Origin of the sequence: Paractinoplanes lichenicola, assembly GCF_016785085.1 — a bacterium.
Taxonomy (GTDB): Bacteria; Actinomycetota; Actinomycetes; order Mycobacteriales; family Micromonosporaceae; genus Actinoplanes; species Actinoplanes lichenicola.
On sequence record NZ_JAENHO010000002.1, the window covers coordinates 160,844 to 173,376 of the forward strand.

Below are 12,533 nucleotides of genomic sequence, written 5' to 3' on the forward strand. Positions count from 1 at the left end.
AGCGGCACGGCGATCGAGGCCGTGCCGCTCACCACGGCCGGGGCTGAGGAGAAGGTCATGAGCACCGACGAGCGCACCGGCCTGCGCCGGTTCTTCGACCGGTTGACCGCCACCGATTCCGAGCTCGACGCGCGGGACCTGCAGCGCGAGAGCGCCAAGTGCGGCGCGATCCCGGCCGGGCAGTGCACCCGCGGGCAGGTCGTCTCGGTGTCGGGACGGCTGCGCACGGTGGCATACACTCCCCGCACGAACCTGCCGACGCTCGAGGCCGACCTGTGGGACGGCAGCGACGTCGTGACGCTGGTGTTCCTCGGCCGCCGGTCGATCGCCGGCATCGAGCCGGGGCGCCAGCTCACGGCGCGGGGCCGCATCGCGATCCGCGATGACCGTAAGGTGATCTACAACCCGTACTACGAGCTGGAGGCGCCCCGGTGACACCCGGCAGCGAGCCGCGTCACGCCGCGCACGAGAACGTGGAGGAGCGGCTCGCCGAGGAGGTCGTCGAGGAGCTAAATCTCCACGAGGTCCTCGGCGCGACGCCGGACGCGAAGAAGAAGGACGAGGACGAAGAGCCGTTCCCGTCCATGAGCGAGCAGATCTCCGAGCAGCTCGGCGGCGTCCGCGGGCTGATCGAGTCGAGCCTCCCGGTGTTCGCGTTCGTCATCCTCAACGTCGTGCTCGGCGACGCCGTGGTGGGGCTCGAGAAGCGCACGGCGCTCTACTGGGCGATCGGCGGCGCGGTGTTCGCCGCGCTGGCCATCGGCGCCTTCCGCCTGATCCGCAAGGAGCCCGTCCGGCATGCCGTGAACGGCCTGTTCGGCATCGCGGTGGGCGCCTTCCTGGCCTATCGCTCGGGCAACGCCGAGGATTTCTACCTGCCCGGCATCCTGCTCACGTTCGGCCAGGCCGCGGTCCTGCTGATCTCGGTCTTCGTGCGCAAGCCGATCATCGGGTACGTCTGGGGCGTGATGGCCAACAAGGGCCAGCAGAACTGGTTCGGCAACGAGCGCCTGTTCAAGACGTTCCAGTGGCTCACCCTCGTCTGGGTGGTCTCCCTGAGCGTCCGCGCCGGCATCCAGTTCGTCCTGTGGCAGATGGGCGAGGCGAACGCCCTGGGCATCGTGCGCATTCTGATCAGCTGGCCGATCTACGCCGCCACGTTCGCCTTCACCGCGTGGGCCATCCATCGGGTGACCAGCGAGCAGAAGACTGAGGCCGAAGCCGCCTAGCCGAGCTCGCGGCCGTCGGCCCCCAGCACCACGGCACGGATCTGATCCTCCACCTCGGCGGTGCAGACGAAGATCAGCTCGTCACCGGCCTCGAGCGGGTCGTCGGCCGTGGGCACCATGACCCGCTTGCCGCGCAGGATCGCCACCAGCGCCGAGTCGCGGGGGAGCGGCACGTCGCGCACGGGCTGTCCCTCGTACGGGGCATTCTTGGGCAGGGTGATCTCGACCAGGTTGGCCTCGCCCTGGCGGAACGTCATCAGCCGGACCAGGTCGCCGACGGTGACCGCCTCCTCGACCAGGGCGGCCATCAGGCGGGGCTTGCTGACCGAGACGTCGACGCCCCACTGCTCGGTGAACAGCCACTCGTTCTCGGCGCGGTTGACCCGGGCCACCACGCGGGGCACGGCGAACTCGGTCTTGGCCAGCAGCGAGACCACCAGGTTGACCTTGTCGTCGCCGGTGGCCGCCACCACGACGTCGCAGCCGGCCACGTCGGCCTCCTCGAGGCTGCTCAGCTCGCAGGCGTCGGCCAGCACCCAGTCGGCCTCGGGCACCCGCTCGGGCCGCAGCTGCTTGGGCTGGCGCTCGATCAGCATGACCCGGTGCCCGTTGCCGATCAGCTCCTGCGCGATCGAGCGGCCCACGTTGCCGGCCCCGGCGATGGCGATCCGCATGCTCATTGTCCTTCCCTGGTCGCGCCCGAGGCGATGTCGAGCACGGCGCCCACCGTCTCGTCGGTGACCAGCATGAAGACCTGGTCGCCGTCCTGGAACACGGTGGACGGGGTGCCCAGCGTGCCCATGCCGAAGCGCATCAGATAAGCCACCCGGGCCCCCGTACGCTCCTCGAGCGACTTGAGCGTGCGCCCGACCCAGTCGCGGTGCAACGGGGCCTCGACGATCGAGACCACGCTGGTCGGGTCGCGGAACACCTCGACCGTGCCCTCGGGCACCAGGTGGCGCACCATGCGGTCGGCCGCCCAGCGGATCGTCGCGACGGTCGGGATGCCGAGCCGCTCGTAGACCTGGGCCCGCTTCTGGTCGTAGATGCGGGCCACGACCCGGGAGACGCCGAACGTCTCGCGGGCCAGCCGGGCCGAGATGATGTTGGAGTTGTCGCCGCTGGAGACGGCCGCGAACGCGTCGGCCCGCTCGATGCCGGCCGAGCGCAGCACGTCGCGGTCGAAGCCGATGCCGGTCACCGTGGTGCCGGTGAAGTCGGAGCCCAGCCTGCGGAAGGCGTCCGAATTCTGGTCGATGACGGCCACCGAGTGGCCGCGCTCTGAGAGGTTGTGAGCCAGCGTCGAACCGAGCCGGCCGCACCCCATGATCACCACGTGCACGTGTCGCGTCCTCCCGCATGGTGCTACTCAGTGAGAGATTGCCATGCCCTCGCCAGCAGTGGCGGGCGGGGCGGCCGTACGCTTTGCCATCGTGGCCAGTACGACCTCCCTCGCGAAACGGCTCCTGCTGGGCCGGCCGTTCCGCTCCGACAAGCTGCAGCACACGCTGCTGCCGAAGCGGATCGCGCTGCCGGTCTTCGCCAGCGACGCCCTGTCGAGCGTGGCCTACGCGCCGGACGAGATCCTGCTGACCCTCTCGATCGCCGGCGCGGGCGCCTTCTGGATCTCCCCGTGGATCACGCTGGCCGTCGCCGTGGTGATGGTGACCGTGGTCGCCAGCTACCGGCAGAACGTGCACGCCTACCCGTCCGGCGGCGGCGACTACGAGGTGGCGACGGTCAACCTCGGTCCGCGGGCCGGGCTGGGGGTCGGCAGCGCGCTGCTGGTCGACTACATCCTGACCGTGGCCGTGTCGACCTCCTCCGGCGTCAACAACCTGGGCTCGGTCGTGCCGTTCGTGGCCGAGCACAAGGTGGCCTTCGCCATCGGCGCGATCGCCCTGCTCACCGCGCTCAACCTGCGGGGGTTGCGCGAGTCGGGCACCGCGTTCGCCGTACCGGTGTACGCCTTCATCTTCGTCACCGTCGGCATGATCCTCATCGGGCTGTTCCGGGTCTTCGTGCTCGGTCAGGACCTGCTGGCGCCGAGCGCGGGCCTGGTCATCACGGCCGAGGACGACCACCTCACCAGCTTCGGCTTCGTCTATCTGCTGTTGCGGACCTTCTCGTCGGGCTGTGCCGCGCTGACCGGTGTCGAGGCCATCTCGAACGGCGTGCCCGCGTTCAAGCCGCCGAAGAGCCGCAACGCCGCGACCACGCTGATGCTGCTGGGCGGGCTCTCGATCATCATGCTGGTCGGCATGGTGCTGCTGGCCCGCGCGACCCACCTGCAGTACGTCGAGAGCGAGGCGCTGCAGATCGTCTCCGGGCCGCCGAACTATGTGCAGAAGACGGTCACCGCGCAGCTGGCCGAGACGGTCTTCGGCGCGGGCTCGATCATGATGTACGTGGTCGGCGCGGTCACCGCCCTGATCCTGTTCCTGGCCGCGAACACCGCGTTCAACGGCTTCCCGGTGCTCGGCTCGATCCTGGCCCAGGACCGTTATCTGCCCCGCCAGCTGCACACCCGCGGCGACCGGCTGGCCTTCAGCAACGGCATCATCTTCCTCGCCATCGCGGCCAGCCTGCTGGTGGTGGCCTTCCAGGCCGAGACGACCCGGCTGATCCAGCTCTACATCGTGGGCGTCTTCGTGTCGTTCACTCTGTCGCAGGGCGGCATGATCCGGCACTGGAACCGGCTGCTGCGCACCCAGCGCGATCCCGAGCGGCGCCGCCGGATGATCCGCTCGCGGGCCATCAACACGTTCGGCATGGGCCTGACCGGGACCGTGCTGATCATCGTGCTGATCACGAAGTTCCTGCTCGGCGCGTGGATCGCGATCGCCTTCATGATCGTCATCTACGGGCTCATGCTGGCCATCCGCAAGCACTACACACGGGTCTCGCAGGAGCTGCAGCCGACCGACGAGCGGCCCGTGCTGCCCTCCCGCAACCACGCGATCGTGCTGGTCAGCAAGGTGCACATGCCGACCTTGCGCGCGGTCGCGTACGCCCAGGCGACCCGGCCCGACACGCTCACCGCGGTCACGGTCAACGTGGACGACAAGGACACCCGGGCGATCCAGGAGGAGTGGGAGCGCCGGCAGATCCCGGTGCCGCTGACCGTCGTCGACTCGCCCTACCGCGAGATCACCGGCCCGATCATCGACTTCGTCAAGGGCGTACGGCGGGGGTCGCCGCGCGACGTGGTGACGGTCTTCGTGCCCGAATACGTCGTCGGCCGCTGGTGGGAGAACCTGCTGCACAACCAGAGCGCGCTGCGCATCAAGGGCCGCCTGCTGTTCGAGCCGGGCGTGATGGTGACCAGCGTGCCGTGGCAGCTGCGCTCCAGCCAGGACCGTAACCTGGACCGATTCGACCAGAGCCTGACCCGGGTGCCCGCGCGCGGCCCGCGGGTCCGCCCCCCGGCCGAGCCCGCGCCGCCGGCCGACGACACCAGCGAGGCACGCTCGTGAACGAACTGCGGGAGGGCGACCTCGTCGAGCTCACCGTCGGGGCCCCGGCCCACGGCGGGCACTGCGTGGCCCGGGTCGGCGGCGAGCACGGCCAGGTCGTCTTCGTCCGGCACGCGCTGCCCGGCGAGCGGATCACGGCCGAGATCACCGAGCTGCACAAGGGCTTCGCGCGGGGCGAGGCGGTCACGATCCACGAGCCGTCGCCCGACCGGGTCGAGCCGCCCTGCCCGTACGCGCACCCCGGTGGCTGCGGCGGCTGCGATCTGCAACACGCGTCGGGTGACGCTCAGCGACGCTGGAAGGCGTCGGTGGTCGAGGAGCAACTGCGGCGGCTGGCCAAGCTGTCCTACCCCGTACGGGTCGAGGAGCTGCCCGGCGGCCTGCTCGGCTGGCGCAGCCGGGTGCGCTACGCCGTCGACGCGGCGGGCCGGGCCGGGCTGCTCAAGCACCGCTCGCACGAGGTGGTGGCGATCGACCGCTGCCGGATCGCGCACCCCGGCATCCAGGGCCTCGACCTGCTGCAACTGGAGTGGCCGGAGGCCGACGCGCTGGAGGCGGTCGCGACCACCGGCGGCGACGTGGCCGTGCTGGCCCGGCCGGCGGGCTCGGGCGGGCTGCTGCCGCCGGACGACCCGGCCGAGGGCACGACGCTGGGCGGGGGCGGCCGGGTGCGGCTGTCCGGCCCGGCCGAGGTGACCGAGCGGGCGGCCGGTCGCGAGTGGCGGCTGCCGGCCGAGGGGTTCTGGCAGGTGCATCCGGCGGCGGCCGAGACGCTCGTGGCCACGGTGGTCGAGCTGCTGCGCCCGGCCGAGGGCGAGACCGTGTGGGACCTGTACGGCGGGGCCGGGCTGTTCGCCGGGGCGATCGCCGAGCACACCCACGGGCGTACGACGGTGGTCGAGTCGTCGCCCGTCGGCGCGGCCGCGGCCCGCGAGAACGTGACCGCCGAGGTCGTCGAGGCCCGGGTCGAGGCCGCGCTGGCCCGGCGCCGGGTCACCGGCCCGGTCGACCTGGTCGTGCTCGACCCGCCGCGGGCCGGGGCCGGGGCCAAGGTGGTGCGCTCGGTGGTCGCGGCCGGACCGCGGGCGGTGGCCTATGTGGCCTGCGACCCGGCCGCGCTGGCCCGCGACATCGCCACGTTCCGTGAGCTGGGCTGGCGGCTGGTCACGTTGCGTGCCTTCGACTGCTTCCCGATGACCCAGCATGTGGAGTGCGTCGCGCTGTTGGAACCCTGACAGCCGGGATCGCCGGGCATCAATAGACTCCGATCGCTTCCACATGATCGGAGAGAAGTCGTGTCCCTCGGACGTCGTTCCCTGCTCGCCGCCGGCGCCACCGCGCTCGCCGCGACCATCGTCCCCACCGCGGCCCAGGCCGCCCCGCCGCCGCCCGCGACCGGCGACGAGGCGCTGGCCGAGCTGCTGCGCGGCAACCGCCGCTTCGTCACCGGCCACCTGCGTCACCCGCATCAGAACGTCGCCGCGATCCACCGGCTGGCCGCGGCCCAGGACCCGTTCGTCATCACGCTGGGCTGCGCGGACTCCCGCGTGCCGTCGGAACTGCTCTTCGACCAGGGGCTCGGTGACATCTTCGACAACCGGGTGGCCGGCAACATCGTCGACGACCTGCTGCTGGGCAGCATCGAATACGCCGTCGAGCACTTCGACCCGCCGCTGCTGCTGGTGCTCGGGCACGAGCGCTGCGGCGCGATCTCGGCCACGGTCGACATCCTGCGCAGCGGCGGCGAGGCGCCGGGCCACATCGCCGCCATCGTCGACGCGCTGACCCCGATCGTCGAGCCGGTGCTGAGCCTGCCCGGCGACCCGGTCGAGAACGGCGTCGTCGCGAACGTGCGGGCCCAGGTCGCGGCGCTCACCGCGACCAGCCCGATCGTCCGCGAGAAGGTCGAGGCCGGCCACCTGCGCGTGGCCGGCGCGCGCTACGACCTGGACACCGGCAAGGTCACCCTGCTGTAGACCCGGGTGCCGGCCGGGTCACCCCGCGGTGGCGACGGCGCGCTCGGCGGCGGTGATCGCGTTGCGGAACAGCATCGCCACCGTCGTCGGGCCGACGCCGCCCACGCGCGGGGTGATCGCCCCGGCGACCGCGGCGCACTCCTCGGCCACGTCGGGCAGCAGGCGCTTGCCCTCGTAGCGGACGCCCGCGCCGATCACCGTCGCGCCCGGACGGACGTGCTCGGGCTGGATGATGCCGGGCACGCCGGCCGCGGCGATCAGGATCTCGGCCCGCTTGGTGTAGCGCTCCCAGTCCGGCACGCCGGTGTGCACCACGGTGACGGCGGCGTTGGCGGTCGGCCGCTTCTGGGCCAGCAGCATGGCCAGCGGGCGGCCCAGCGTGGCGCCCCGGCCCAGGATGACGACCTCGCGCCCGGCGACCGGGATCTCGTAGTGGGCCAGCAGCGCCTCGATGCCGGCCGGGGTGCAGGGCAGCGGGCCGGGCAGGCCGACGGCGAGGCGGCCCATGTTGAGCGGGTGCATGCCGTCGACGTCCTTGTCGGGGTCGAGGGTCATCAGCGCCGCGTCGTAGTCGAGATGGGCCGGGATCGGGTATTGGATGAGCACGCCGTGCACGCTCGTGTCCGCGTTCAGCTCGGCCACCACCTCGAGCAGCTGCTCCTGGGTGATGTCGCCGGAGAGGTGCCGGTGCGGCGAGTCGAAGCCGAGCTCGGCCGCCTGGCGCTGTTTGATGCGGATGTAGCCGGCGCTGGCGTCGTCGTCGCCGACGAGCACGGTGGCCAGGCTGGGCGTCACACCCTGGGCCTTGAGCTTGGCGGCGCGCTCGGAGACGTCGGCCAGGACGGCCTCGGCCACGGGCTTGCCGGGCAGGAGGCGAGCTTCGGAAGACATGACGACCACCTTGTCGTACGGGGGCCCAGGCGGTCGACTCCCCGCGCCAGGCTCCCCGATGGTGGATCCATCCCCGGTGCCGCCAGTCGCCGTGACCACCAAGGATGCCCGACGCGTTCCGGACCGCCCCGGGCGGGTTGTTACTGTGCGGTAGATCACGTGTGAGCGCAGGTCACGGTGATGCGTCGGTTGTGTGTAGGACCCGAGGAGGGCCCAACGGCTGGGATGCGCGGTCGCGACACGCCGATAGACTTTGCGCCCATGAGCGAATCCCTCCCCGCCCCTGACGGCATCCTGGCGACCGTCACCGACCCCGGTGATCTCAAGCGCCTCAGCACCGAGCAGCTGACTCTGCTGGCGGCGGAGATTCGTGACTTCCTGGTGGCCAAGGTGTCGCGCACCGGCGGCCACCTCGGCCCCAACCTCGGGGTGGTCGAGACCACCCTGGCCCTGCACCGCGTCTTCGACTCGCCCCGCGACCGGATCCTCTTCGACACCGGCCACCAGGCGTACGTGCACAAGATCGTCACCGGCCGGCAGGACGGCTTCGACCTGCTCCGCCAGCGTGGCGGCCTGACCGGCTATCCGAGCCGGGCCGAGAGCGAGCACGACTTCATCGAGAACTCGCACGCCTCGACCGCCCTGTCGTACGCGGACGGCATGTCCAAGGCGTTCGCCCTGCGCGGCGAGGACCGGCACGTCGTGGCCGTGGTCGGCGACGGCGCGCTCACCGGCGGCATGTGCTGGGAGGCGCTCAACAACATCGCCGCGGCGAAGAACCGCCTGGTCATCGTCGTCAACGACAACGGCCGGTCGTACGCGCCGACGATCGGCGGCCTGGCCGACCACCTCTCCACGCTGCGGCTCAACCCCGGCTACGAGAAGGTGCTCGACCTGGTCAAGGACGCGCTGGGCTCGACCCCGGTGGTCGGCAAGCCGGTCTACGAGGTGCTGCACGCGGTCAAGCGCGGCATCAAGGACGCGGTCAGCCCGCAGCCCATGTTCGAGGATCTCGGCATCAAATACCTGGGCCCGGTCGACGGCCACGACGTGCAGGCCATGGAGTCGGCGCTGCGCCGGGCCAAGGGCTTCAACGCGCCGGTCATCGTGCACGCGGTCACCCGCAAGGGCTACGGCTATCGCCCGGCCGAGCAGGACGAGGCCGACTGCCTGCACAGCCCGAGCAGCTTCGACGTCGAGACCGGCAAGTCGCTCGCCGCGGCCAAGCTCAAGTGGACCAGCGTCTTCGCCGACGAGCTGGTCAAGATCGCCGACGAGCGCCCCGACGTGGTGGGCATCACCGCCGCCATGGCCGAGCCGACCGGCATCGCCGCGCTGGCCAAGAAATACCCCGAGCGCTCGTACGACGTGGGCATCGCCGAGCAGCACGCGGTGACGAGCGCGGCCGGCCTCGCGATGGGCGGCCTGCACCCGGTCGTGGCCGTCTACGCCACGTTCCTCAACCGCGCGTTCGACCAGGTGCTGCTCGACGTGGCGATGCACGAGCTGCCGGTCACGTTCGTGCTCGACCGGGCCGGTGTCACCGGTCCCGACGGCCCGAGCCACTACGGCATCTGGGACATGAGCGTCTTCGGCGTCGTGCCCGGCCTGCGGATCGCCGCCCCGCGCGACGAGGCGACCCTGCGCGAGGAGCTGCGCGAGGCCCTGGCCGTCGACGACGGCCCGACGCTGGTGCGCTTCCCGACCGGCGCCGTGCCGGCCGCGCTGCCCGCCCTGCGCCGGGTCGGCCAGGTCGACGTGCTGCGCGAGGACGAGCGCAAGGACGTGCTGGTGGTCGCGATCGGCTCGTTCGCCGGGCTCGGCCTCGACGTCGCCGAGCGGCTGGCCGAGCAGGGCTTCGGGGTCACCGTGGCCGACCCGCGCTGGGTGCGCCCGGTGCCGATCGAGCTGACCGGCCTGGCCGCCCAGCACCGCCTGGTGGTCACCCTGGAGGACGGCATGCGCGCCGGTGGCGTGGGCGACGCGGTGGCCAGCGCCCTGCGCGACGCGTCGGTCGAGGTGCCGCTGCGCGACTTCGGCGTGCCGGCCGGGTTCCACCCGCACGGCACCCGCGCCGAGCTGCTGGCCGAGCTCGGCCTCACGGCGCAGGACGTGGCCCGCGACGTCACCGAGTGGGTGGCCAAGCTCGACGCGCAGCCCGCCGACGCGGAAATTCGCCGATAGGGTCGCGAAACGGACGGCGGTTGGGCATTTCCGTTATCTGCTCGTTATTTTTGGAGCATGACGGTTCAGGGCAACACGGTGATCATCGATCTGGGCCTGGAACGGGGTGAACCCGATTCGTACGACTCGCCGCAGCGCTCGACGTTCCCGGGCTGGTTCCCGGCCGCCGTTCTCGCCGTGCTCGTCCTGCTCACCGCCGGGGCGTCGGCCGCGCCCGCGAAGCCGCCGTTCACCGAGGTGTTCAGCCTCAGGATGGGCCCGGCCGACCCGTACGCGCTGACCGAGGACGGCCGCCTGCTGGCCCAGTCGTACGGCACCCTCGGGGCGTACGACCTGAGCGACGGCGAGACGCAGTGGGCGGCCGGGCAGGAGATCCCCGTCTATCGGCTGCGCCTGGGCTCGGGCCTGATCCTGATGCGCCCGTGGAACATGGGCACGCGTGACCCCGGCACCACTGCCGTCTCGGTCGCCGACGGCGATGCCCGGTGGAGCCGGACCGGCCAGGTCATGACCCTGGCCGGATCGTCGACCCTGCTCTCGGTGGTCCCCGTGCGCGGCTTCGGCAGCAGCGCCAACCGGCGGATCAACGGCCCGGTCGACGCCATCGACCCGGAGACGGGACGCACCCTCTGGACGGTCAACGTGCCGTCGAGCGCCACCCTGGTCGCGCTGCCCGGGGCGGGCGACTCCGGCACCCGCATGCTGCTCGTGCACGACGACCGCACCATGGCCGTGCACGACCTCGTGACCGGCGAGCGGCTGATGGCGGCGAACGTGCCGGCCGCCGACTACGACCAGGACAACCCGGTGGTGGTCAACGGGACGATCCTGCTGCGGCACCCCGGGATGCCGAGCATGGAGTTCTCGGCGTACGACCCGATCACGTTGCGCAACCTGTGGACCAAGTCGGCCGACGGGTCGTACGAGATCGAGACCTGTGGGGTGCTGGCCTGCCTGACCGGGCCCAGCGGGATGCGGGCGATCGACCCCGCGACCGGCGACACCGTCTGGGAGCGGCCCGAGTGGCGCGGGCTCCAGCAGTTCGGCACCCAGCTGGTCGCGTACGGGTCGGCGGAGACCACCCGGCCGCTCGGCCTGATCGACCCGGACACCGGGACCCTCGAGGTCGACCTCACCGGATGGCGCCCGGTCAGCGGAACGGCCACCGAACACCACCTGCTCGTCACCAGGGCGACCGAACCCGGAGGCCGTACGATGGTCGCCGTTGCCCAGCCGGGCCGGCACACTCCTCGACTGCTCGGCGCGCTGCCGGCCGGCACGGGCGACTGCCAGGCGGCCGACGAGCGCCTGGTCTGCCGCACGATGTACGGCCAGCTCGTGGTCTGGGCGTACGGCCTGAAGGGGTAACCGTTGGCACTGATCGAGCTGGACCTCACCGCCCAGCCCGAGCCGACGCTCACCCCGCCACCGCCCGCCCACCGCTATCGCCTGCCCGGCCTGCTGCTGGTGGTCGTGCTGGCCCTCGCCACCGGTGGCGCCGCGCCCGCCCTGCCGGTGCTCTGGCGCTATCTCGGTGCCGTGCCCTCGCCGGGTGGCCCGGAGGCGCCGTTCCAGCTCGCCGGGGGCCGCGTCTACACGGTCGCCGCGTCGGGCACGGAGCGCGTCACCACGGCCTGGAGCCTGGAGAGCAAGCCCCGTGAGCTGTGGCAGGTGAGCTTCCCGGCCCGGGTCTCCGGCCCCGACGAGATCAGCTGGGGCACGGTCGACGCCGAGCAGGCCGGTGACGTGGTGCTGTTCGGCGACGGCCCGGAGACGACGATCGTGGACGCGGAGACCGGGGCGACCCGGTGGACCTCGCCGGTCGCCGTGACGCCGCTGCCGGGCAGCCGGGTCGGCATCACCCAGCGGCACGACTTCCGGCCCGACACCGTCTACGACCAGGCCTCGGGCGAGCCCGGCATGCTGTATTTCTCGGCCACCGGCGAGCCGCACACCGAGCCGCCGCTGCGCACCCACGTCAGCGGGGTCGACCTGGCCGACGGGCGGGAGCTGTGGACGCTGACCGTGGCCGGCTCGGTCAACGTGGCGGTGCCGCCCGGCGACGAGGCGGCCGCGCTGCTGCTCTCCTCCGACCGGTTGCGCCGCATCGACGGCACCACCGGCGCGGTCGTGCGGAGCCGGGAGCTGCCCCGGGTGGGCGGGATCGCCCCGGCCAGCGGCGAGCTGGTCGACGGGCTGATGATGGTCTACTACGGCCGCCGGGGTGTCGTCTCGCGGGAGGTCGCGTACGCCCCCGACACCCTCGAGCAGCGCTGGCAGCGGCGGGTGCCGTCGATGATGCGCGACCCGGCCAACTGCACCGGCATGCACTGCTCGGGCGGCCGGCAGACCCTCGACGTGCTCGACCCGCAGACGGGCGAGGCCCGCTGGCGGGCGCCGGACGACGTCGACCTGGCCAAGTACGGCGGGTACGTGGTCGAGGTCGGCATCGAGTCGGGCATGCCGGTGCGGCTGGTCGACCCGGCCACCGGCGCCACCCGCGTCGACCTGACCGGCTGGCGGGCCGAGGTGGTGGGCGAGTCCGGGCAGCCGATCGTGCTGCGCCGCAGCCTCGACGCCGGGGCCAGCGCGTTCGGCGTGGTGGTGGCCCGGCGCGACGAGATCCAGCCGCTCGGCGTGACCGGCGGCCCGGTCAGCGACTGCAGCTCCGACGCGCGGCACGTGGTCTGCCGCACCGACGGCGGGTTACGAATCTGGGCCTATCGGGCCTGATCTATCACCGAGGGTCATCGGCGGCGCACAATGAGCGGGGGTGC

General features: G+C 72.1%; 11 protein-coding genes and 1 riboswitch. Of the genes, 8 read left to right on the plus strand and 3 right to left on the minus strand.

From position 1 onward, the window contains the following. Positions 1-57 precede the first annotated feature (57 nt). Both JKJ07_RS05310 and JKJ07_RS05315 read left to right on the plus strand, forming a co-directional pair. Complete coding sequence (locus JKJ07_RS05310; RefSeq protein ID WP_202990117.1) at positions 58-435, plus strand: OB-fold nucleic acid binding domain-containing protein; 378 nt, start codon at positions 58-60, stop codon at positions 433-435. Next, a complete protein-coding gene (locus JKJ07_RS05315; protein ID WP_202990118.1) occupies positions 432-1,229 on the plus strand; it encodes a DUF3159 domain-containing protein in 798 nt (265 codons plus the stop codon). Before JKJ07_RS05310 ends, JKJ07_RS05315 begins: the two co-directional genes overlap by 4 nt. On the opposite strand, the gene JKJ07_RS05320 is transcribed toward JKJ07_RS05315, so the two are convergent. Together JKJ07_RS05320 and JKJ07_RS05325 are read right to left on the minus strand one after the other, a co-directional pair. Beyond that, entirely contained in the window at positions 1,226-1,909 is a 684-nt protein-coding gene (locus tag JKJ07_RS05320) for a potassium channel family protein (protein ID WP_202990119.1), read from the minus strand. The two genes, JKJ07_RS05315 and JKJ07_RS05320, sit on opposite strands and share 4 nt — an antisense overlap. Next, a complete protein-coding gene (locus tag JKJ07_RS05325) occupies positions 1,906-2,571 on the minus strand; it encodes a potassium channel family protein (RefSeq protein WP_202990120.1) in 666 nt (221 codons plus the stop codon). The genes JKJ07_RS05320 and JKJ07_RS05325 overlap by 4 nt, the downstream gene beginning before the upstream one ends. Positions 2,572-2,614: 43 nt before the next feature. Here JKJ07_RS05325 and JKJ07_RS05330 point away from each other — a divergent pair, with 43 nt between their 5' ends. Genes JKJ07_RS05330 through JKJ07_RS05340 form a run of 3 tightly spaced genes read left to right on the plus strand, consistent with a single transcriptional unit; the run spans position 2,615 to position 6,681 of the window. Continuing rightward, positions 2,615-4,705 carry an APC family permease gene (locus JKJ07_RS05330; protein WP_202990121.1) on the plus strand — a complete coding sequence of 697 codons (2,091 nt, stop codon included), beginning with the start codon at positions 2,615-2,617 and terminating at the stop codon, positions 4,703-4,705. Continuing rightward, positions 4,702-5,940: a class I SAM-dependent RNA methyltransferase gene (locus tag JKJ07_RS05335; protein WP_202990122.1), complete on the plus strand. Its 1,239-nt coding sequence runs from the start codon at positions 4,702-4,704 to the stop codon at positions 5,938-5,940. The genes JKJ07_RS05330 and JKJ07_RS05335 overlap by 4 nt, the downstream gene beginning before the upstream one ends. A 60-nt stretch (positions 5,941-6,000) precedes the next feature. Beyond that, a complete protein-coding gene (locus JKJ07_RS05340; protein ID WP_307834124.1) occupies positions 6,001-6,681 on the plus strand; it encodes a carbonic anhydrase in 681 nt (226 codons plus the stop codon). Positions 6,682-6,699: 18 nt separating this feature from the next. On the opposite strand, the gene JKJ07_RS05345 is transcribed toward JKJ07_RS05340, so the two are convergent. Beyond that, positions 6,700-7,572 (minus strand): bifunctional 5,10-methylenetetrahydrofolate dehydrogenase/5,10-methenyltetrahydrofolate cyclohydrolase, encoded by an 873-nt coding sequence (locus JKJ07_RS05345; RefSeq protein WP_202990123.1) that lies wholly within the window; start codon positions 7,570-7,572, stop codon positions 6,700-6,702. A 16-nt stretch (positions 7,573-7,588) separates the two neighbouring features. Continuing rightward, a riboswitch (ZMP/ZTP riboswitch) is annotated at positions 7,589-7,672 on the minus strand. 161 nt (positions 7,673-7,833) lie between these two features. On the opposite strand from JKJ07_RS05345, the gene dxs reads away from it, so the two are divergent. Genes dxs through JKJ07_RS05360 form a run of 3 tightly spaced genes read left to right on the plus strand, consistent with a single transcriptional unit; the run spans position 7,834 to position 12,489 of the window. Beyond that, positions 7,834-9,756, plus strand: a complete 1,923-nt coding sequence (gene dxs / locus JKJ07_RS05350; RefSeq protein ID WP_202990124.1) for a 1-deoxy-D-xylulose-5-phosphate synthase — start codon at positions 7,834-7,836, stop codon at positions 9,754-9,756. Positions 9,757-9,813: 57 nt separating this feature from the next. Then, on the plus strand, positions 9,814-11,124 hold the full coding sequence (locus JKJ07_RS05355) for an outer membrane protein assembly factor BamB family protein (protein ID WP_202990125.1): 1,311 nt from the start codon (positions 9,814-9,816) through the stop codon (positions 11,122-11,124). 3 nt (positions 11,125-11,127) lie between these two features. Then, positions 11,128-12,489, plus strand: coding sequence for an outer membrane protein assembly factor BamB family protein (locus JKJ07_RS05360; protein ID WP_202990126.1), 1,362 nt, complete (start codon positions 11,128-11,130; stop codon positions 12,487-12,489). Positions 12,490-12,533: the final 44 nt, after the last annotated feature.